Genomic DNA, 20,982 nt, shown 5'->3' with positions numbered 1-20,982 from the left:
AGAAAGTATAGGAGGTAGACCTCCTTATCCTCTTCTGATAGCGCGATACAAAACGTTTGCCGCCGTGCCCAAGGACGGCGAAGCCGTTTTTACTTGCCAGAGGGGATTTTGTCGGCAATGTTCTTTAAGGTCGCCATGCAGCTTTGCAGTTCAAGAAGGTCCTCTATGCTCAGCGGGCTCAGGTTCTCGGCAATCCGGCTCTTCAGCGATTCGCGAATGTCTTCCCACAGCCGTTCTCCTGCAGGCAAGATTGCAATCTGAACGACACGCCGATCCTGCGGATTTGCGCTTCTTGCAATCAGCCCGTTGTCGACGAGCTTGCTCACCAGAGGCGTCATATTCGGGCGGGCTATGCCCATTCTTCTGCACAATTCGCTCACGGAAGTCCGTTTGGCCTCATATATTGCGAACAAGAGTTCAATATTCGTACGCGACAAATTAAGCGGAAGAGCCTCCAAGGGATAGCTCTTGAACAGCTTTTTCTGGAGTAAAGGCACGATATCGACGAAATTTCCGGAGATTTGCTCCATAAGCTCGGGCTTCAAGTGTTTACCTTCCATTCAAAGGGTTTATTGCTATTGTAGCACAGCTTAACAACCTGTCGGGATTGGCCTATAATAGTTATGAGCGCATAACCAAGTGGCTGTATAAATAGACTGACCTGCATGCGCATACATGCGGGCTGTTGAAGATTAATAAAATATTAAGAAACCGCTGGCTGCGGAAAAGGTAGAATAGTAGACGGGGTCGGCCGCAGGCGGAAGGGGATGAACCGCGGATGAACTTATTAATCAAATGGGGTAACCGGAGATTCCTGTTATTTACCCTGATTCTTCTGTTGAAATGCTGCTTGGCTTGGTTCGTCGTATTCGAGGACGGGCCTTCATTCACGACAATGCTGACGGAAATCCCGTTTTTCTGGGTTGTTTTCTGTCTGATAGAATTTTTTGCGACGAAAAGGAAGCTGCTGTATTACACGATTGCGAATCTGCTTTTTACGCTGCTCTATTTTACCGTGCTCATGTATTACAAGTATTATGGGGTCATCGTGACCTATCACGCTTTGAGTCAGGCGGACAAAGTAACGAAGGTCGGAGAGAGCACCTATTCCCTGATGGACCCTTATTATTTGCTTGTATTCATGGATATCCTCGTGCTGCTCGCGATACCGCTGTGGCTTAGATTCAAGGGGAAGGGCATTCATAAGCATCTCCAGAGACACCTGAGACCGATCAGCCGCACGGCGCTGTCGGTGCTGTTCCTCGTGTCGGTCGTGCTTTGCTTCTTCAGCATTTGGCCGAACCGCGCCAGCATGAACGAGAATAAGCAGGCCGAAGAGATGGGCATTCTGAATTATGAATTTTACACGATCTTCGCAGACGACAAGGCAGACGAGGAAATCGTGGAAATGTCGCAGATTACGCAGGACGCGATTGATCGCTTGAAGGGAGCCACGGCTGCGGAGACGCCCCGTTATTTCGGAGCGGCCAAGGGGAAGAACGTCATCGTCATCCAGATGGAATCGATGCAAAATTTCCTCATCGGGCTAGAAGTGGACGGACAGGAGGTCACGCCGAATCTGAACAAGCTGGCCGGGACGGATTTCCGGTTTAACCGGTTCTACACGTCGGTCGGGCGCGGAACGACTTCGGACGCCGAATACGTCGTCAACACCTCCCTCTACGTTCCAAGGCACGAGGCGGCCACGGAGAATAACGTCAAGAAAGAGCTGCCGAGCCTGCCGAAGCTGCTCGCCGCCCAAGGCTATCAAACGGCGACTTTCCATACGAACGAGGTACAGTTCTGGAACCGGGTCGAGCTATATCAAGCGCTGGGCTGGGAGCAATATTACGACAGGAGCTATTTCGGAGATGAGGATCATGTCGCCTTCGGAGCGTCCGATGAGGTGCTGTACGCCAAGACGTTCGAGCAGCTGAAGAGAATGAAGGCGGAGGGCAAGCCGTTCTATGCCCAAATTCTGAGCATGAGCTCTCATCACCCTTATAGTCTGCCTGAATCCAAAGTCCGCATGAAGCTTTCCGAGGAGATGCAAGGCTCTCTGGTAGGGAGATACATTCAGGCGCAAAATTATTCCGATTACGCCCTCGGCCAGTTCATCGACCAGTTGAAGGGCAGCGGCATGTTGGACGACAGCATTGTGCTCATCTATGGCGACCATCAGGGATTGCCGGTGTATTCGTTGGATAGCGACGAAAAAGCGCTTATGCAGCAGCTTATCGGTCACGAATACGGCTATACGGATATGTTTAACATTCCTCTGATCCTTCATGCTCCGGGCGTAACCTACCCCGAAGTGATCGAGCGGACGGGAGGACAGATCGATATTCTGCCGACGATTGCGAATTTGACGGGCATTTCGTTGGAGCATCAGATTCATTTCGGCCAGGATTTGCTTAATTCGGGCGCCAACGTTCTGCCGATGAGACATTTCCTGCCGACCGGATCGATCGTAACCGATACCGGCATCTTTATTCCCGGCAACGCGTTCGAGGACGGCACGAATTATCCGTTTGACGGACGCGAGGCCGATGATGAGCTGAATGCTACGCAAGACGAGTACGATCGCGCGTTGAGGCTGCTTAATCTGTCCGACAGCTACGTCAAGCAGCTTAAGGATCGCGAGCCGTAATCGGCCGCGGGTCGGAGCCTGCAAGATCAATGGCCGCCTTCATGCCGCAATATGCGGAGAAGGCGGCCATTGTCGTGCGCGTAGGGTCCCGAAAGCCGCGCAGGAGCTCGGGGCGGAGACCTAGTCGTATATGAGGGCGAAAGGGTAGCCGGTCTTGGCCAGCAAGCGCTCGAGCTCGATCGGGACCGGCAGCCCTTCGGCGGACAGCAGGGCGAAGCGCTTGCCGTAATCGTCGCGGTATCGGCGCAAAAGCGAGCAGAAGGGCTCCCAATCCTCGGCGAGCAGAGGCCGATTAAGCTCGAAGACGAGATGACGGACGCGATCGGGAAGGAGACCTTCCATTCCGACCAGAGCATGGTATTCTCCTCCCTCGATATCGAGCTTGGCGAAGTCGATTACGCCGAATTCCTCGGCTCTCGCATCGAGCGGCTCCGCTTCGACCCTAAGCTCCCGGAATTCGTCCCGGTAGTGCCGGAGATAGGCGGGGGAAGGCTCGTGAAGCGAGCTGTTGCCCATAAATTTTCGGGAAGCATGGAAGGCCAGGGTAGCTTGAGAGGAATAAGCCGCCTTCGCCACCACCTCCGTTCTGTCGTGCAAGTAATTAATCGACAGATTGTCGAAGAGGAAGGCATTCAGCTCCGGGTAAGGCTCGTAAGCCCACAGTTTTCCTTCGGGGCCGACGAGCATGCCGAGCAGCACCGAGAAATAACCGATGTTTGCTCCGATATCGAGGACGCGGTGGCCCGGCCGTACGTGATTCAAGAAATATCGGGCCAGCGGAAGCTCAATGTCTCCGGCCAGCGCGATTTCCGGCGTCAGGCTCAAATCGTCCGAGGGAAGCAGCAATTTGCCGCCGTAGCCGGTTCTGCACAGCAATCGGCCGTTGCCGATGTAGACGGTATGGAAGCTCATTCAGGTTCATTCTCCCTTCTCCACCCGTATAGCCTATGAGGAGGAGCCGAAGGGGATGCTCTTCAAGCTGAGGAGCTCCAAGGGAAGGATGCGCGAATTACGAGGATTGTCGGATTTGAGTTGAAGTAGCCGGGCCGGAGTAGTGGTATAATAGGCACATTAACGTGAATCGGAAAAGGTGCAATCGCAATATGAGCCTATCGGATATTCTTGCCAACCTGACGGAGGAGAACCTGACAAAGCTGCTGGAATCCTACCGGGCGTTCGGACCGTTTCCGGGCATTGCCCTGACGTTCATGAAGTCGTTCGTGCCGCCGCTGCCCACGATTCTTATTGTCGGTGTCAATGCGGCGGTTTACGGGCTGTGGCTGGGCTTCTTGTATTCCTGGATCGGAATCGTCAGCGGCTGTCTCGTCACCTTCGCGGTCGTGCGGCGGATTGCCGGGCATCCCTATTTCGTCCGCTTTGCCCGCAAGCCGAACGTGCAGAAGAGCCTGACCTGGATTCGGCGCAACGCGTTCAGCTACGTATTTCTGCTTAGTCTTTTTCCGGTGGGGCCGTTCGTCGTCATTAACATTGCCGCGGCGATCGCGCAGATGAGACTGCGCTCGTTCTTCATCGCCATTCTGTTCGGCAAAGCCATTATGGTCATGTCCGTGTCGATCATCGGCCACGACTTCATGCGATTCGTCGAGCGTCCCATCGAGCTGGTCTACGTTGTGCTGTTTGTCGGTCTGTCGCTGTGGATCAGTAAATGGATCGAGAAGAAATTCACTCGTGACGAAGAGGATGACGGCCTGACGGGCGGCTCGGGAGAGAGAACTGCGGGATGAAGCGCACGCCGCTTCCGCAGGAGCGGGGAGCTTAGGGTGACGGCGAAGCTTTCTCCCGGTGCCCGAATAGGGTATAATTCCAGCAAAACGAATAGACGAGGCGGATGAACGGATGTTGAGTTTTCAAGAGAAGCTGGCGATTATGGAAGCTTTCCCGGAATTGGAACGCAAGAACGTGTCGCTGGGGCGGGTCAACTTTCACTATGAACGAAGTGTGACGGACAAGAAAAACGTAGGCTTCCACTTTCACCCGAATGGCAACGGTTATGTATACGCCGGCGAGCTTGAAGGGGTTGCCGCAGACGAGAAGGGATTCGTGAACGTCCGCGATTTCTCCGCCGAAGAGCTGCGGGAGCTCGTCAAGCGTTCCATTCAATCCTTGACCGGAGAGGCCTCCTGGAGAGAGGGCGATGAGGAGACCTGGAGGGATTCGGAGAGCCAGGAGCTTGTGCTGAAGTTTGAGGACGAGATGTGGTATGTGTTCTCGGGCTTGAGCCTGGAGATGGCCTTCGAGAGCCGGGAGGAAGCGGAAGCCTACTTGAAGGAAGAGGGCTTCGGCCGCAAGAGATAAGAGGCGGGGGACGGCGTACAGCCGTCCTCCTTCTGTTGTGTATGGGGATGTCGTTAATTTCTTGAAACTAGAAGCGGCTCATTCTCGTAAATGTAATTAAGGCTGCGGCGAAGGCGTCCGGTCGGAAAATTTGATTCTGTATTCCCGGAAAATACGATATAATCAGGTAGGACATGGGAATGAAGCACCTATCATGAGTAGGAGGACACTATGAAGAGAATCTTATTGTTTATTTTGACAAACATACTAGTTATGCTGACGATCGGCATTATCTTCTCCGTATTCGGAGTCGGCTCTTACTTGAACGAGTCCGGCGGAATCGACATGCGTTCGCTGCTTATATTCAGTGCGATCGTAGGCTTCACGGGAGCTTTCATCTCTCTGGCCATGTCGAGATGGGTTGCCAAGTGGATGATGAAGGTTCATGTTCTGAACCCGAACAATCCGAATCTCTCCAACGGAGAGCGCCAGATTATCGATATGGTTCATCGCCTGTCGCGCTCCGCAGGCTTGACGCACATGCCGGAGGTGGGAATCTATGAATCCCACGAGGTCAACGCCTTCGCTACGGGGCCATCCAGGAAGCGTTCGCTTGTGGCCGTATCGACCGGATTGCTGGATGAACTGGACGCGAATGCGGTAGAAGCGATCATCGCCCACGAGGTTGCTCACGTCGCCAATGGCGACATGGTGACGATGACGCTGCTGCAAGGCGTCGTGAATACGTTCGTTGTGTTCCTGTCCCGTATTGCCGCTTGGGCGGTTTCCCGGTTCGTCAAGGATGAGATCGCGCCCATCGTTCATTTCATCGCTGTGATCGTCTTCCAGATCGTCTTCTCGATTCTGGGAAGCCTAGTCGTTCTGGCGTACTCCAGATATCGCGAATTCCATGCCGACGCGGGCGGTGCGCATCTGGCCGGCAAGGATAAGATGATTCATGCCCTGCGGGGGCTTCAAGCCTACCAAGAGCGCATGAAGGACAGCCAACAGACCGCCATCTCCACCTTGCAGATCAACGGGAAGAAGCGCAGCGCGCTGTTCTCTACTCACCCGGATCTGGAAGAGAGAATCCGCCGTCTGCAAGCACTCTAATCGAGATTCGACCTTAAGCAGAGGGTCTCCCCGTTGCGCCGAAATACCAAGGCGCAACGGGGAGACCCTTCTTTCGTTCGAAGCTTAGGCTACGAACGTTCGTTAAAGGCTCGGAGCAGCGTGTATCGGCCGGGGCGCAGGAGGGGGGCTTCCCTCATGCTTCTCGTCAGTAGCTCCGGGTCGATGCCGAGCTGCTCCGGCACGGTCGGACCGCCTACCTTCGCGAGCAGCTCGCGAAGCCGGCTGCCCTTCGGGACGCGGCCGATGGCGGCGCCAAGCTCTTCGCGATGCTGTGCCGGGAAGAGCGAGGGCTCGGACTCCCATAGCTCGTGATAGCGATCCGACAGAAGGGCGCAGGCCACTCCGACCTTCGCGCCGTGCAGCAGCTGTCTTCTGCCCGAGCGCAGCCATTCGAGCTCCCAATAATGGGACAGGTGGTGCTCCGCGCCCGAGGCGGGCTGCGATTGCCCGAATTGCAGCATCGCGAAGCCGGATTCCAGCAACGCGCGCATAAGCGTCTCGATTCCCCGATGGCTTCGGCTGCCGATCTCCTCGCAATGCTCGACGCATTGCAGCAGGGCGCGTTCGGTCCGCTCGAACACTTCGCGGGAGAAGGGCTCTCCGGCTGTGAGGCTGCCGTATGTCCAATCGAACAGCGAGGTGTACTTGCCCAGCATGTCGCCGAAACCTGCGGCAATCATGGCGTCGGGCGCCTTCGTCAAAATATCCAGATCGGCAAATATCGCATCAGGGCCGATGGCGGCGATGGTCTGCTTGTCGCCGCGCAGGATCAGGGGAGCGCCGACGGAGTTAAAGCCGTCCACCGATGGCGCGGTGGGTACCGATACGAACGGAATGCCTAAGGCGTAAGCGCAGAAGCGCGCAATATCGTGCAGCGTACCGGAGCCTGCGGCGACGACAATCTCCGAGGCGTCTTGCCGAAGCTGCAGGATCAGCTGGACGAGAGAAGCCTCGTCTGCGATCACGTCGCCTTGACCGTTCGGTTCGATGAGCGTCATCCGGCTGTGCAAGCCTGCCTCGGAGACGGCGGCATGGAGCCAATCCCCCGCGACGGCGCGCGTGCGTTCGTCTGCGACGAGGGCAATCCGGGCATATCCGCTTTCCTTCAGGTAAGGCGCCACTTCCTGAATGGCACCGGCTTTTAAATGCAAAGGGCCTGTAAATTCCATAAGATGATTCCTCCCAAGTGGCGGCGATGGCTTCTTCTTTCTATTTTCCAATTGTTTGCGGAGCTCTGTCAATGTAGGGCTTCCGCTGCTTGCTCTCATGTATTATAATTAAACCAAAAGTTAAAGCGCTTTAACTTTCGACAAGAGACAAGGCCATATGCTTGGCTTATGCTGAAGTTTCGACCGGAATGTGATACGTTAAAGACACATTTTGTTTTTCGCACAGGAGCGTATGAGGGTGAAGGTCAATATTTTTGATGTAGCCAAGAGGTCGGGTTTATCCGTAGTCACGGTATCGAGAGTGCTCAACCAAGCCAGCTCCGTCAGGGCGAAAAATCGGGAGAAAGTGCTTCAGGCGATGAGAGAGCTGGGTTACCATCCGAACGCTTCCGCGCGCAGTCTGGCTCGCGGCAAGACGGGGATTATCGGTCTGTCGCTGACGACGCTGGACGACTCCTTCCTCGATGCAGTCGTGAAGGAGCTGAACGATCGGCTGGCGGTTAGCGGGTACTTCCTCGCTTTGACGATTTCGGGCAGCACGGCGGAGGCGTTTCAGCGCTCCTTATACCAGGAGGACCGGGTGGATGGGGTCATTCTGCTGTCACCTGTAGATGAAAGCGAATATGTACAGGAGCTGCAGAAAAAGAGGATTCCGTTTATTCTCATCGACAACTCGAAGCCCTATCCCGAGGTCTCCTCGGTTGTCGTCGACAATTTCAAGGGCGGATACGAGGCTACGAAGCACTTGATCGATCTGGGCCATCGCGAGATCGCGCATATCGCCGGCCCGGATCTGTTTCTAAGCAGCCGAGAACGCGAGCGCGGCTATCTAGCCGCATTGGCCGAGGCCGATCTTGACCCTTATGTCGTCGAGCGGGGGAGCTTTAAGATCGCGACCGGTTACGACACGGCTATGAGATGGATCGATACGGGCAAGCTGCCCTCTGCGGTGTTCGCCGCCGACGATCATATCGCGCTGGGCGTCATGAACGCGTGTATGCTCCGCGGCGTTCGGATTCCCGAGGAGCTGTCGATCGTAGGCTACGACGATCAGACGTTCGCTTCGCAATTCCGACCTCCGCTGACTACCGTGCGTCAGCCTGCGGACAGGATCGGCGAGGCGGGCGCGGAGCTGCTATTGGAGACGATCAAGGACTCCGCAGGCCCGAAGCGCACGGTGCTGGTTGAGCCTAAGCTGGTGGTACGGGAAACAACGCAACGAAAGCAGAGGATGTTCGATAACGGCCGGGAGTGAGGTCATGAGCTATTATTTGGGAGTAGACGCAGGCGGCAGCAAGACGTATACGCTAATCGCCGACGAACACGGGAATATTGTCGGAGCCGGAAGAAGCGGGAACGGCAATCATCAGACGGGGGCGGAAAGAGCCGAACGCCATATTCGCGAATCGGTGGAGGGCGCCTTGGGGCAAGCGGGGCTGACGCGGGAGGAGATCGCATTCGCCTATTTCGGCTTGGCGGGAGCCGACCGGGAGGCGGACTTCCGGATATTGCGTCCGATGATCGCGAGGCTTGGCTTCGCGAGGCACGCGATTGCCTGCGATACGATGATCGCCCTTCGGGCAGGGACGGATAGACGCTGCGGAGTCGTCCTGATCTGCGGCACCGGAACGAACAGCGCCGGTGTGAACTTGCAGGGGGATTTCTATCAATGCGGCGGCTTCTCGTACTTGCACGGCGATTTCGGAGGCGGAGCGTCGCTGAGCGAGGAGGCGTTCCGCACCGTTATTCGCGCATGGGATGGAAGGGAAGGTCCGACGCTTCTCACGCGGCTGGTGCTGGATGACCTGGGCTACGACAGCGTGGAGGCGATGTTCAACGACTATTTGGATCATCACCGATCGCCCCCGGCGCGTCTGGCGAAGCTGCTCTTTCAGGCGGCCGGCCGGGATGACGAGGCGGCGAAGGACATTCTGCGGCGGCAAGGGATCGAGCTGGGGAAAGCGGCGCAAGCCGTCATCGAACGGCTGGGCATGGCAGAGGAGAGCTTCGAGGTTGTGCTGGCGGGCAGCATCCTCACTCGGGGAGAAGGGGACTTCGTCCTTCGCTACATTCGGGAGGCCGTCCAGGCGGCGGCTCCCGGAGCCAGCCTCGTTCGGCTGGAGGATGAGCCTGTCGTGGGGGCGCTGTGGCTGGCCGCGGAATCGAATGGCGCAACGCTAACCAGGCAGTTTCGGGAACGATTGCGCGCTCACTCCGGAACGAGCTTCAATTAAGGCATACTCAGGGAGGCGGGTAACTGTGGCAGTATCCAAAGGACTGAAGATCGCCGTCATCGGAGGAGGCTCATCCTATACGCCGGAGATCGTCGAAGGCTTTCTCCGGAATTACGAGCAATTGCCGGTAAGGGAGCTGTGGCTCGTCGACATCGAAGAGGGGAGGCGCAAGCTGGAGATCGTCGGCGAGCTGGCTAAGCGCATGGTGGCCAAATCGGGGCTGCCGATAGAGGTGCGCTTGACGTTGGATCGTCGCCGAGCCATTGAAGGCGCCGATTTCGTCTCTACGCAGATGCGCGTAGGTCTGCTCGAAGCGCGCAAATGGGATGAGCGTATCCCGAATGCCTACGGCGTGATCGGGCAGGAAACGACGGGGCCGGGCGGCATGATGAAGGCGCTGCGCACAATTCCGGTGCTGCTCGACATTTGCAAGGATATCGAGGAGCTGGCCCCGCAGGCTTGGCTGCTGAATTTCACCAATCCCGCGGGCATGGTCACGGAAGCGATTACGCGCTATTCGAAGGTGAACAGCATCGGGCTGTGCAATGCGCCGATCGGGCTGCACAAGTGGCTGAGCCAGAGGTATACGACCTCGGAGCGGCTGTACACCGAATTCGTCGGACTGAACCATCTGCACTGGGTTACGCGCATTGAAGTAAACGGGGAAGACAAGCTGACCGAGCTCCTCGGACAGCGCGAGGATTATTCCGGGAAGAACGTTCCGGCTACGGAATGGGATCTGGATTTCTTGCGGGGGCTGGGCGGCTTTCCTTCCTACTACTTGAAGTACTTCTACCTTACCGACGCGATGCTGGCGGAACAGCTGGAAGCCCTCCAGGCGAAGGGAACGCGGGCAGAGGTGGTAAAGCGAGTGGAGGACGAATTGTTCGAGCTGTACGAGGACCCGGCCTTGGAGGAGAAGCCCAAGCAGCTGGAGCTGCGCGGGGGCGCTTATTATTCCGAGGCCGCCGTCAACCTGATGGCCTCGTTGCATAACGACAAGCGGGACATTCAGACGCTGAATGTTGCGAACGGCGCGATCCTCGATTTCTTGCCGCAGGACGCCGTTATTGAGGTCAATTGCGTCGTGACGGGCAAGGGACCGCTTCCGCTTCCCGTTACGAAAGTGCCGGAGCAGGCCAAAGGTCTGATTCAGGCGGTGAAAACCTACGAGAGGCTGACCATCGAGGCGGCCGTGACGGGCGATCGGCAGCTTGCGCTGCAAGCGATGGCCAGTCATCCTCTGGTGCCTTCCGTGCGGATTGCCAAAGTGCTGCTGGAAGAGATGCTGGAGAAAAACAAGCCCTACTTGCCGGTGTTTTTCAAATAGCGGGACGGCGTTCTCTGTCCCTTCCTTACAAGGAGATTTTCAGGCGTCCTCCTCCATTCTCAGATGGAATAGGTCGCCTTCTTGTATCTGGGGGAATCGCCGCCAAGATCGAGTATCCGATCCAGAATCAGCTTCTCGAAATAAATAAAGCTGCTGTCCCTTTCTCTGGGGCGATCCAGCGTAATCTTGATATCCATCGCGATCTTCCCCTCCTCAATCAGAACGACGCGATCCGCCAATGCGACTGCCTCGCTGACATCGTGCGTCACCAATATGGCGGTGAAGCGCTGCCGCTCCCATAGGGATTCGATCAGCCGTTGCATATCAATACGGGTCAAGGCATCCAAGGCGCCAAGGGGCTCGTCAAGCAGCAGCAGCCTCGGAGAGCTCACCAGCGCCCTGGCCAAGGACACGCGCTGGCGCTGGCCGCCGGACAGAATGCCGGGCCATGCCTCTGCCCGATCGGCCAGACCGACCTGGTCCAGCGCTTGAAGCGCTTGCTCCTTGTCTCGCGTTCTTGCGCCTATCTGCACATTGGCAACGGTCCTTTTCCAGGGGAGGAGCCGAGCATCCTGGAATAGCATTCGCACATCCTCGCGAATGCCGCTGACCGCTTCGCCGTCAATCAGGAGCTTCCCCTCCGTGGGGGTATCCAGACCGGCCATTAATCGGAGCAACGTGCTTTTGCCGCAGCCGCTTCTCCCGACAATGGCGACGAACTGGCCGGCGGGAATGTCGAGACGGATGTCCCGAAGCACCTCCTTGGCCGCAAATCTCCTGGATGCGCCGCTAACTCCGATATGGGCCCCGATCCACTTGCTCATGATGCGTTCTCCTTTCGCTTATCGATTCGAATAATTCGGATTCCATTGCAGCAGCCTGGTCTCCAGCTGCTTGGCGGCGATGTCCGACAGCTTGCCAAGCGCGGCATAGAGCAGAATCGCGAACACGACGATGTCGGTCCTCATGAACTCCCGCGCATTCATGGCCAGATAGCCGATTCCGGAATGGGCGGAGATCGTCTCGGCGACGATAAGCGTCAGCCACATGAACCCGAGGGCGAACCGCAAGCCCACCAGAATCGAGGCTACGGCTCCGGGCAATATGACCTCGCGATAGAGAGCAAAGCCTTTAAGCCCGTACACCTTAGCCATCTCGATCAGGCCGGGATCAATCGAACGGATTCCGTGCAGCGTATTGATGTACAGAGGGAAAAAGACGCCGAGCGCGACCAGAAAAATTTTCGCCGTCTCCTCGATGCCGAACCAGAGAATGACGAGCGGAATCAAGGCGAGATGGGGCACATTGCGAACCATCTGCAGCGTCGTGTCGAGCAGCCGGTTGGCTGCGGCCGACATACCGTTGAGCAGTCCGAGCGCGAAGCCGATTCCTCCTCCGATCGCGAGACCGATGAAGGCTCTTCTCGTGCTGTCCCAGATATGCTGGAAAATGTCCCCCGAACGGATGAGAGAGGCTCCGGCTTCGGCTACCTTGAGCGGCGTTGGCAATGTCCGCCCGGATAGATAACCGAGCTGTCCGAGCAGCTGCCACACAAGCAGGATCAGCACGGGCAAGTAAATCGGCGCGAGCCGGCTCTTCGTCACTCTACTTAGCCCGCTCATGAAGCGTTCCTCCCGTTCCCGCTTGCGGTCCGGTTACTTTGCGCGGCGGTTTGTTGTAGGCAATGAGCTCTCCGACAGCCTCCAGCGAGCCGTGGGGGGCGAGCGGTTCGTGGGACTTGACCGGCAGGAGCGGGAACAGGAGCTCAGCTGCCCGGTAAGCCTCCTCCAGATGGGGGTAGCCGGACAGAACGAAGGTCTCGATGCCAAGCTCGAAGTACTCGCGCATGCGAGCTGCGACCGCTTCGGCGCTGCCGACCAGCGCGGTGCCGGCGCCTCCGCGCGCAAGCCCGATGCCCGCCCACAAATTCGGCGCAATGACGAGCGCGGAGCGGTCCCCCTTGTGGAGCTCGGACATGCGCCTCTGCCCCACGGAATCGTACCTGGCCAGGATACTCTGGGCCTCCGCTATGGTATCGTCGTCGAGTCGGCTGATCAGACGGTTCGCGGCGGCCCAGGCCTCCTGTTCGGTTTCCCTGACGATGACGTGCAGACGAATACCGAAGCGGACTTGCCGTCCTTTCTTCTCTGCTTGGGCGCGCACCTCTGCGATTTTGTTGGCGACATCCTCGATAGGCTCTCCCCAAGTTAAATAGAAGTCGACATGCTCGGCGGCGATGCTCTGAGCTGCCGGTGAGGAGCCTCCGAAATAAACGGGAGGGTACGGCTTCTGAAGCGGAGGGAATAGAAGCTGGCTGTCCTCCGTCCTGACATGCTTGCCGTTGTAAGTGACTTGTTCCCCCTGCATCAGCCGTCGCCACACCGTCATGAACTCGTCGGTCTGTTCGTAGCGTTCCTCGTGGGAAAGGAAGATTCCGTCCCCGGCCAGCTCGTGAGGATCGCCGCCCGTGACGACGTTGACAAGCAGCCGGCCGTCCGAGAAGCGGTCGAACGTAGCGGCCATTCTGGCCGCCGCGGACGGGGACATCAGACCGGGACGAACGGCGACCAGAAATTTCAGTCGCCGGGTGACCGGGATGAGAGAGGCTGCGGCGATCCAGGCGTCTTCGCAGGCTTTGCCGGTAGGGACGAGGACGCCATGGTAGCCGAGCCGGTCCGCGGCTTGGGCGATTTGCCGGATGTAATCGTGATCGACCGTGCGCGCGCCTTCCGCGCTTCCCAGATATCTGCCGTCCCCGTGCGAGGGAATGAACCAGAAAACGTTCATCGAATGTTCCTCCTTATCTCAGAACCGCATCTTTAATGTCGATGGCCGAAGGGATTAATTGCAATTCAAGAAAAACATCCGCAATTTTCTGCTGCGCGGCGATGATCTCGTCGGTGATCGGCAGGACGCCGAAGCCGCGATGGGACAGCGCCTGCTCGAGGGTAGGGATATCCAGCCCAAGCGCGGGAGCGAGTAAGCGGGCCACCTCCGAAGGGTTAGCCTGGGCCCATTGGTCGGATTCCTCCAATTGCTGAAGCAGAACCTCGATCGCCGCCTTGCCGTTCTCGGCGAACTGACGAGTGGTCAAATAATATTCGTAGTTATCGACGAGTCCTTCTCCGTTCGCCAGCACACGGGCTTTCGTGGCCAGCTGGGCTGCGGAATAGAACGGCTCCCAGATGACCCACGCATCCACGCTGCCTGTCTCGAATGCGGCTCTCGCGTCTGCGGGAGGAAGAAACACGACTTCGATATCCGAGTATTTCAGCCCTTCCCTCTCCAAATATTTCACGAGCAGATAGTGAACGTTGGAGCCCTTGTTCAAAGCGACCTTCTTGCCCTTCAAATCCGCTCCGCTCTTGATCGGAGAGTTCTCCGGCACCAGGATCGCTTCCGCCTTCGGACTGGCGGGCGCGTGGCCGAGATACACAAGCGGGGTTCCGGCGGCTTGCGCGAAGATCGGCGGAGCTTCCCCGACATTGCCGAAGTCGATGCTGCCGACGTTCATCGCCTCCAGCAGCTGCGGGCCTCCGGGAAATTGCGTCCATTCGACCTTGTAGCCAATGGCCTGCAGCTTCTCTTCCAGGCCTCCCTTTTCCTTCAGGACATTCACCGAAGCGTATTTCTGGTATCCGATTCGAATCGTTTGGCCGGCCGATTCCTTGGGGCCGGAGGAGCTTGTCGAATTTACGCTTTCTGAGCCGGCATTGGATGCTCCGGAGCCGCAAGCGGATAAGAGCGCGAGAGCCGCTGTCAGGATAAGCGAGAAAATCGTTCTGCCTCTTGTTCTTGTTCCGGTAACGCGACTGGTGTTTTTCATGTTCTTTTCCTGCCTCTCAGTTTTGAGTGCTTAAATCCAATAATTCCAATTAATTTACTTTGTTTTGTTAAAAGGTAGCATCCGGGTTGTGGAGTGTCAATACGTTGAGGAAAGATGAGGAGCAATGAGGAACAATGAGGAATTGGCATTGGGGGTTCATTTTAATTGAAGTCCTGAGGGATATCGTTTATGATCTTAATATCCAATAATTCCTATTAAATTAGTTGTATATTGAATAAGGAGGAGAGATCCATGGGCGACGACCGCTTCGATCTTCTGAGCTTGCAGGAAGCGATGGACATTCTGGGAATCAGTCGGGCGACCATCGATCGTTGGCGCAAGGCCAAGCAGCTTCCCCACATCAAAATCGGCAAGGAAGTCTGGTTCGACAAACAGCAACTGCACGCTTGGGTGCGGCTGCATGCCCAAATTCGCCCGGTCGCTCCCCCTTCACAAGCTCCAGGCCCCGGTCGGACGATCCGGGTGGGTTATCAAAGCGGAGCAGCCTTGTTATGGAGCCCGCTGATCATCCGCAAGCTCGGTTTTTTCGAGGAGGAGCTGCGCAAGCTCGGACCTTCGGGAGAGTATCGGGTGCTCTGGTATAACGCTCCGAATGGGATGGAGCTCGTGGAGGATCTGATTTCGGGACAGGCGCACATTGCGTCGATTGGGGACTATCCAATGATGGCCGGTATGGCTCTGGGCCGGATATTGCCGCGATTTCAGCCGCTGTTCCTGGCATTCGACGGTAAAACGACCGACGGAGAAGGCATTTCCTTAGTCGTGCCTAACCGCCATTCGGGTAGGAGGCAGACGGAATGGCAGGGGCTTCCGATCCTGACGGTCGGACATTCCAGCGCTTCCCGCAGACTTCGGGACTGGCTTAAGGCGAACGAGATCGGTTCCGCGCCGGTTATTCATCGGAACATGAGCGACTGCTACAAGGGAATCGTAACGGGGCAGGCGGGAGCGAGCATGATGTGGGAGCCCTACCTGAGCTGGGCGAAAGCGACGGGGAGAGCGGTGCCTGTCGCGTCTGAGGAGTTCGGAGGGGATTACTTGACGGGCCTGATGGCGGACAGAGGCTGGGCCGAGGATAACGAGGATATCGTGGTTGCCTATTTGAAGGCGCATTTACGAGCGCATGCCTACATGCGGCACGAGCCCTCCAGGGCATCGGAGACGATCTCGGCCGCCAGCGGCGTTCCGATCGCGGTCGTCTTCGACCTCCTGTCGCGCATTCGATGGGATGCTTCTTTGTACGGACGCGACCTCCAGACGTTGCTTCGGTTGGGGGACGATCTGGATGGACTGCCGCGGGAAACGGTAGGGAGCGAAGAGCCCTTCCGCTATGCCCCGCCGTATTTGCAGCAGGCGATAACGGCGCTTAAGCTGCCAACGCTGCCGGATTTGCCGCTGCCGGGCGCGTGGTCGTCCGAGTCGCTCTATTAGGCCTAGGCGCCGCTTCGCGTAAAGCCCCGAACGGCAACGACTGCGCGTTCGGGGCTATGACAGCCGCTCCTCTTCGTTCCTCAGGGAGCGCTCGGCGAGGCGCTTGGAGTAGCCTCCGGGGCTTCCGTCCCTGTAACGGGCACGCTGGCGTCAGGGGAATTGCTCTCTACGTTCGTATCGGAGCCCCCGTTGTTGTTGCTGCTATTGCAGGCTGTGGCGCCGAATAGCAGGGCGATGCCCATCGTGGCGGTCAGGAGCAAGGGTAGTCTTCTTTTTTTCGTCGAACGGTTTTCCATGCGGGTGTTCCCCTCTCTGTTGTTGCTGATGATGTGTTGCTGAGATGTATGTAACCAGATCCGAGCTAGAATAAATCATTAGAATTGTTAAAGTCTTCAAAGGATAGAGAGGGACATGCGCGATTCTGGTTGATATTGTGAGGCGCCGGATTTCATGCTATATTAGGTAACGCCTAAATAATGAGGGTTACGCCTAATCGGAAAATATGGAGGGGAACCGCAATGCTGGAATGGGTGCTGCGCAAGGTGATGCTGGAGAAGGGGATAGACTCGGGAGCCGAGCTGCTCAGACTGCTTCAGGAGAAAGCCGGTTATCGCTTGTCCGCTCCGTCGCTCAGCGCGCTGATGAACAGTCAGCCTAAGCAGATGAAAGGCGATACGCTGGATGCCCTGTGCACGGCGCTGGACTGCTCGCCCGGCGAGCTTTGGGTGTATACCTCTCCCACTCAGAAGAAAGGGGCATGATGAATAATGTCCGTATTGACGATATTGCCGTTCGGGGAAGCTGTTCTCCGCAAGAAAGCGAGAGAGGTTGACGAAATCACGCCGAAGGTCGTCAAGCTGCTGGACGATATGGCGGAAACGCTCTATGCTTCCGATGGTCGCGCCGGATTAGCCGCTCCTCAGGTCGGCATACTCAGACGCGTAATCGTCATGGATTGCGGGGAAGGCTTGATCGAGCTGATCAACCCGGAGATCCTGGAAGCGAGCGGAGAGCAAGAGGGAGCGGAGGCTTGCTTGTCGTATCCCGGCTATCACGGCTTCGTAAAACGGGCGAATTACGTCAAGATCGCCACTCTGAACCGCAGCGGAGAGAGGATCGAGCTGGAGGGCGAGGGGTTCCTGGCACGCTGCATCCAGCATGAGATCGATCATCTGAACGGCGTCCTATTCATTGATCATATCCGCGAGCCTTGGCTGTACGAGGATCAAACGCAGCGCCGGGTCAGCCTTCTGGAAGTTCTTAAGCTGTCGAGAAGCTTGTGATGTCCACCGGGCCGAACCCTATGCTACAATAATGTGGAAAATAGCAACGCGTTTCGACAAACGTGCAGGAGGCTAGTTCCACGTGCGGCACAGCTCTAAACGGCGTTCCTTAACTTCCGAAATGATGATATGGATTTTCCTGCTTGTCGTCCTCCCCGGAATTTCCGTGACCGCCTATTTCTATATTACGATTACGGGCGCTCTGAAAGAGTCGGCCTACGAGAAAGAATTGCAGACCAATTACGTAGCGCAGAGATCGATAGAGTCGCTGGGAGAGACGATCCTGGGCGTAACGATCACGAATGGCTATTGGGAAGCCAATCGGCAGGCGCTGCTCAGCCGGGACATGGAATGGCTGGAGCGGAATATTGGAGATATGCCCCGGGTCGTTCCGAATATCGACTTCGTCGCGGAAGCGGATCTGGAGGGGCGAATTCTCGTCCAGGCCGGGGACGTGGAGCAGTTTCAGAACCGGATCGAGGTTCCGCATCTGCTGGAAAGATTCGGAGAGGAGAAGACCTTCTCCGGTCTGCTTGATACGTCCAAAGGCTTGGCGGTTGTGGCCGTATCGCAAGTGACGGGAGATACCGGGGAGAACGGCACGGCGGGTTTGCTCGTAACGGGACATTATCTGAACGAACGGGATATGGCTCGCGTGCAGGATACGCTTCAGGCGCAGCTGGCGCTGGAGCTGGCTTCCGGCCAGTTTCTGTCCTCCACGGACATGTTGACTTTGGAAGTCCTGCGCGAGATTTACGGGAAGCTTCCGGTAGGAGAGCCGGCAGAGCTCGTCAAACATGACCGCTTGTCCGTGACCCAGTCCGCTGTTCCGTTTAAGGACATGACCGGAAGGACGATCGGCAGACTCTATACGCAAAGCCAATCGGGCTCGTCCATGGAAACGGTCAGCGCTTTGAATAAGCTCGCGCTGTATTCCGCATTCGGCCTCGCCTTTCTGCTCGTTCTGGTCGCTTATCTGCTGCGGAACCGAATCGTTCGTCCGCTTCGACACCTGACGGCCATGCTGGAGCAGGTTGCGGCGGGCAAGCAGGTTGACGACATTCCGAAATACGTCGAGCAATCGGATAAAGAGCTGCTGCAAGCCTTCGGGCGAATCGGCAGCTTGAACGAGCAGCTTAAGCTCACGGTAGAGACGCGTACGGCTGCGCTTCAGAATCTATTGAATTACTCTCAGCAGGGCTTCTTCACCGTTCACTCCGATCTGCGGGTCGGGGACGAGTACAGCTTGCCTTGTGTCCGCTTCTTCGGTCGGGAAATCGCCGGAGCGAGCTTCCCCGAGCTGATCTATCCGGACAACGAGCGGGAAGCGAAGCTGCTGGCCGACATTGCTGCGGAGGTCTTCGTCCAGGAGGACGAGCTCCAGCGCGAGATGGTCGTCTCGCTGCTTCCCGAGGAATTGAATCTTCAGGAGCTCGTCATAAGCGCGGAGTACAAGATTATCTCAGGGACGGACGGGAGCTCGACCGAGCTGATGGTCATCCTTACGGATATAACCGAGCGGCGAATGATCGAGGAGCAGATAGCGAGAGAACGGGCCAACCAACAGATGGTCGTACAGGTCGTGACGCATCTGGAGGAGACGAACCAGATTCTGACCGAATACAGGCGGTTCTGCGAGATGGGCATCGTCGATGCCTTGAGAAGCCCGCTGCCACTGGAACAGCGGCTGCTTTCGGTTTACAAAAGAATACATACCTTTAAGGGAAGCTTCTCGATGCTCCAATTTCCACTTATCGTCCCCCGGCTTCACGCATTGGAGACCGAGCTGCAAGCGCGAATCCGCTTAATCGGGCTGAGTCCGGATTACGAGTCGGTAGAGGAAAGCCTGCGCGAGTTTCGGATCATGGAGCTGCACACTTGGGTAGACGAGGATCTGAAGGCGTTAACGGACATTCTCGGCGAGGAGATGCTGTATCAACGCAATCAGGAGAGCACCTTGTCGATCCCGCGCGGGGCGTGGAGACGCTTGGAGAACAAGCTGGCGGAGGCGCTGGCCCCTACCGGGCATCGCGAACTGCTCTCCGAGCTCAGGGAGCTGCGCAATACGCCGTTCCGCGGACTGGTGGAGCATTATCGGGACTATCTGGAGACCGCGGCGGAGCGGCAAGGAATACCGCTGAACCCGGTCGTTCTGGAAGGCGAGGACGTGACGGTCGACCCCCAGCGTTTTCGGCCTTTCGCGCAGTCGCTGATCCATGTGTTTCGCAATATCGTCGTTCATGCGATAGAGCCCTCGGAGGAGCGGCTTCTGCAGAACAAGGAAGCGTGCGGGACGGTGGCGCTGCGATTCGGGCGCCAAGGCGATCGGCTTATCGTCGTCATCTCGGATGACGGCAGAGGAATCCGCTCGGAGAGCTTGCGAGAACGGCTTGTGGAGAAAGGAATCATTGCCGAGTCGGCCGCCCGCCTTTTGACGAGCGAAGAGCTGATCGCATACATCTTCCGGGACGAGATGACAACGGCCGAATCGGTATCGGAGCTTTCGGGAAGAGGCGTCGGCTTGTCGGCGGTGCAAGAGGAGACGGAGAAGCTGGGCGGCTCGGTCGAGGTTGCGTCCGTACCCGGCGAGGGAACGACGTTTACGTTCAGCCTTCCGCTCGAAGCAAACGAATCTATAGAGGAGGATGTACCCGGTGGGACAAGGTGAAGCGGATTTTTTTGCGGAATTGGCCTTATCTGCGGACGATAATGTAACGAAGCTCGGGTTTCCCGTCGCGAGAACTTCTCGCATGGCAATTCCCGAGCGCAATCTGGACGATTATACGGCATTTATTCAGATCAGCGGAGCGGTGCAAGGGGGCGTCATCGTGACGTTCGAGGCGGGCTTGGCCTTGGAGCTGACCCGAAGCTACATGATCGATCCGGTGACGGACGAGGAAGCGAAGAACTATGCCGTCGAAGTGGTGGCGGAGCTCTCCAACGTGATCTGCGGCAATGCTTTGACGGAACGCGTACCCTTGCCAATCTATCTGGGAAACCCGCTTATTTTCGTTGCGCGCCAGGCCGAGATTCGAACCCGATCGGCCAAGCCTTACACGCAATTCTTCGACACGGCTAAGGGGTCTTTTCAGATCATGTTTATCCCGATGGAGCAGGAGTCGGAGCTTGCGACGATACTCAACTCACACTGAACAACATGGAGGGACGATATGGCCAAAATCATGATTGTCGACGACTCGGCCGTAATGAGGAAAAATATCCGCTCGATTCTGGAGAGCGGAGGACATGAGGTCGTGTCGGAAGCCGCCGATGGGCGAGAGGTGCTTGTGAATTACGTCAACTCCAAGCCGGACATCGTCACGATGGACATCAGCATGGGCACGATGAGCGGGATTGAAGCGCTCGAGCTGCTGCTGAAGTCGTATCCTGCGGCCAAGGTTGTCATGGTCAGCGCCATCGGACATAAGCAGCAGGTGCTGGACGCCATCAAGCTGGGAGCCAAATCCTACGTAGTCAAGCCTATCGACAAGGCTCGTTTCCTGGACATCGTGAACAAGGTAGAGTTGCAAAATTAGCATTACCGCCAAGGCACCCTGCGAGGGTGCCTTATTCATGCAATTTGCCGCGAAGCTAGACAGACCGGGGTTC

General features: G+C 57.1%; 21 protein-coding genes. 13 read left to right on the top strand and 8 right to left on the bottom strand.

Going from position 1 to position 20,982, the window contains the following annotated elements:
- Positions 1 to 89 precede the first annotated feature (89 nt).
- The gene (locus tag ACFO1S_RS09115) at positions 90 to 545 is read right to left on the bottom strand and encodes a MarR family winged helix-turn-helix transcriptional regulator (RefSeq protein WP_204602669.1); all 456 of its coding nucleotides are present in this window, start codon (positions 543 to 545) and stop codon (positions 90 to 92) included.
- A 233-nt stretch (positions 546 to 778) separates the two neighbouring features.
- Between ACFO1S_RS09115 and ACFO1S_RS09110 the strand changes: the two genes are divergently transcribed.
- Positions 779 to 2,650, top strand: coding sequence for an LTA synthase family protein (locus ACFO1S_RS09110; protein ID WP_204602670.1), 1,872 nt, complete (start codon positions 779 to 781; stop codon positions 2,648 to 2,650).
- A 120-nt stretch (positions 2,651 to 2,770) separates the two neighbouring features.
- Here the strand turns inward: ACFO1S_RS09110 and ACFO1S_RS09105 are convergent, their stop codons facing one another.
- A complete protein-coding gene (locus ACFO1S_RS09105) occupies positions 2,771 to 3,562 on the bottom strand; it encodes an FkbM family methyltransferase (protein WP_204602671.1) in 792 nt (263 codons plus the stop codon).
- 191 nt (positions 3,563 to 3,753) lie between these two features.
- Here ACFO1S_RS09105 and ACFO1S_RS09100 point away from each other — a divergent pair, with 191 nt between their 5' ends.
- The 3 genes from ACFO1S_RS09100 (at position 3,754) to htpX (ending at position 6,058) form a co-directional block, all read left to right on the top strand.
- On the top strand, positions 3,754 to 4,395 hold the full coding sequence (locus tag ACFO1S_RS09100; RefSeq protein ID WP_204602672.1) for a TVP38/TMEM64 family protein: 642 nt from the start codon (positions 3,754 to 3,756) through the stop codon (positions 4,393 to 4,395).
- A gap of 112 nt (positions 4,396 to 4,507) precedes the next feature.
- Positions 4,508 to 4,966, top strand: coding sequence for a hypothetical protein (locus tag ACFO1S_RS09095; RefSeq protein WP_204602673.1), 459 nt, complete (start codon positions 4,508 to 4,510; stop codon positions 4,964 to 4,966).
- A gap of 210 nt (positions 4,967 to 5,176) precedes the next feature.
- Entirely contained in the window at positions 5,177 to 6,058 is an 882-nt protein-coding gene (gene htpX, locus ACFO1S_RS09090; protein ID WP_204602674.1) for a protease HtpX, read from the top strand.
- A gap of 89 nt (positions 6,059 to 6,147) precedes the next feature.
- Here the strand turns inward: htpX and ACFO1S_RS09085 are convergent, their stop codons facing one another.
- On the bottom strand, positions 6,148 to 7,248 hold the full coding sequence (locus ACFO1S_RS09085; protein ID WP_204602675.1) for a sn-glycerol-1-phosphate dehydrogenase: 1,101 nt from the start codon (positions 7,246 to 7,248) through the stop codon (positions 6,148 to 6,150).
- Between the two features lie 238 nt (positions 7,249 to 7,486).
- Between ACFO1S_RS09085 and ACFO1S_RS09080 the strand changes: the two genes are divergently transcribed.
- From ACFO1S_RS09080 to ACFO1S_RS09070, 3 genes are read left to right on the top strand one after another with little or no spacing between them, the layout of a single operon-like run.
- Positions 7,487 to 8,503 (top strand): LacI family DNA-binding transcriptional regulator, encoded by a 1,017-nt coding sequence (locus ACFO1S_RS09080; protein WP_204602676.1) that lies wholly within the window; start codon positions 7,487 to 7,489, stop codon positions 8,501 to 8,503.
- Between the two features lie 4 nt (positions 8,504 to 8,507).
- Positions 8,508 to 9,482 (top strand): N-acetylglucosamine kinase, encoded by a 975-nt coding sequence (locus ACFO1S_RS09075; protein WP_204602677.1) that lies wholly within the window; start codon positions 8,508 to 8,510, stop codon positions 9,480 to 9,482.
- Positions 9,483 to 9,507: 25 nt separating this feature from the next.
- Positions 9,508 to 10,812, top strand: a complete 1,305-nt coding sequence (locus ACFO1S_RS09070; RefSeq protein WP_204602678.1) for a 6-phospho-beta-glucosidase — start codon at positions 9,508 to 9,510, stop codon at positions 10,810 to 10,812.
- Positions 10,813 to 10,871: 59 nt separating this feature from the next.
- Here ACFO1S_RS09070 and ACFO1S_RS09065 read toward each other — a convergent pair whose 3' ends face one another.
- The 4 genes from ACFO1S_RS09065 to ACFO1S_RS09050 are packed head-to-tail and all read right to left on the bottom strand — an operon-like array spanning position 10,872 to position 14,638.
- Complete coding sequence (locus tag ACFO1S_RS09065) at positions 10,872 to 11,636, bottom strand: ATP-binding cassette domain-containing protein (RefSeq protein WP_204602679.1); 765 nt, start codon at positions 11,634 to 11,636, stop codon at positions 10,872 to 10,874.
- A gap of 18 nt (positions 11,637 to 11,654) precedes the next feature.
- A complete protein-coding gene (ssuC, locus tag ACFO1S_RS09060; protein WP_204602680.1) occupies positions 11,655 to 12,434 on the bottom strand; it encodes an aliphatic sulfonate ABC transporter permease SsuC in 780 nt (259 codons plus the stop codon).
- Positions 12,418 to 13,599: an FMNH2-dependent alkanesulfonate monooxygenase gene (ssuD, locus tag ACFO1S_RS09055; RefSeq protein WP_204602681.1), complete on the bottom strand. Its 1,182-nt coding sequence runs from the start codon at positions 13,597 to 13,599 to the stop codon at positions 12,418 to 12,420. The genes ssuC and ssuD overlap by 17 nt, the downstream gene beginning before the upstream one ends.
- A gap of 13 nt (positions 13,600 to 13,612) precedes the next feature.
- Positions 13,613 to 14,638 (bottom strand): sulfonate ABC transporter substrate-binding protein, encoded by a 1,026-nt coding sequence (locus tag ACFO1S_RS09050; protein ID WP_204602682.1) that lies wholly within the window; start codon positions 14,636 to 14,638, stop codon positions 13,613 to 13,615.
- A 252-nt stretch (positions 14,639 to 14,890) separates the two neighbouring features.
- Here ACFO1S_RS09050 and ACFO1S_RS09045 point away from each other — a divergent pair, with 252 nt between their 5' ends.
- The gene (locus ACFO1S_RS09045; RefSeq protein ID WP_204602683.1) at positions 14,891 to 16,090 is read left to right on the top strand and encodes a helix-turn-helix domain-containing protein; all 1,200 of its coding nucleotides are present in this window, start codon (positions 14,891 to 14,893) and stop codon (positions 16,088 to 16,090) included.
- Between the two features lie 80 nt (positions 16,091 to 16,170).
- Here the strand turns inward: ACFO1S_RS09045 and ACFO1S_RS09040 are convergent, their stop codons facing one another.
- The gene (locus ACFO1S_RS09040) at positions 16,171 to 16,386 is read right to left on the bottom strand and encodes a hypothetical protein (protein WP_204602684.1); all 216 of its coding nucleotides are present in this window, start codon (positions 16,384 to 16,386) and stop codon (positions 16,171 to 16,173) included.
- 222 nt (positions 16,387 to 16,608) lie between these two features.
- Between ACFO1S_RS09040 and ACFO1S_RS09035 the strand changes: the two genes are divergently transcribed.
- From ACFO1S_RS09035 to ACFO1S_RS09015, 5 genes are all read left to right on the top strand, one after another.
- Positions 16,609 to 16,851 (top strand): helix-turn-helix domain-containing protein, encoded by a 243-nt coding sequence (locus ACFO1S_RS09035; protein WP_204602685.1) that lies wholly within the window; start codon positions 16,609 to 16,611, stop codon positions 16,849 to 16,851.
- A gap of 6 nt (positions 16,852 to 16,857) precedes the next feature.
- Positions 16,858 to 17,373, top strand: a complete 516-nt coding sequence (gene def, locus ACFO1S_RS09030) for a peptide deformylase (protein WP_204602686.1) — start codon at positions 16,858 to 16,860, stop codon at positions 17,371 to 17,373.
- 82 nt (positions 17,374 to 17,455) lie between these two features.
- Positions 17,456 to 20,041, top strand: coding sequence for an ATP-binding protein (locus tag ACFO1S_RS09025; protein ID WP_378126632.1), 2,586 nt, complete (start codon positions 17,456 to 17,458; stop codon positions 20,039 to 20,041).
- Positions 20,028 to 20,525, top strand: a complete 498-nt coding sequence (locus ACFO1S_RS09020) for a chemotaxis protein CheX (RefSeq protein WP_204602688.1) — start codon at positions 20,028 to 20,030, stop codon at positions 20,523 to 20,525. The genes ACFO1S_RS09025 and ACFO1S_RS09020 overlap by 14 nt, the downstream gene beginning before the upstream one ends.
- Positions 20,526 to 20,543: 18 nt before the next feature.
- On the top strand, positions 20,544 to 20,909 hold the full coding sequence (locus tag ACFO1S_RS09015; RefSeq protein WP_204602689.1) for a response regulator: 366 nt from the start codon (positions 20,544 to 20,546) through the stop codon (positions 20,907 to 20,909).
- The last annotated feature ends 73 nt before the right edge of the window (positions 20,910 to 20,982 follow it).

Origin of the sequence: Cohnella boryungensis (assembly GCF_042651945.1) — a bacterium.
GTDB lineage: Bacteria > Bacillota > Bacilli > Paenibacillales > Paenibacillaceae > Cohnella > Cohnella boryungensis.
Note: the sequence above shows the minus strand (reverse complement) of the source record. Positions and strands in the feature narration are given on the sequence as shown.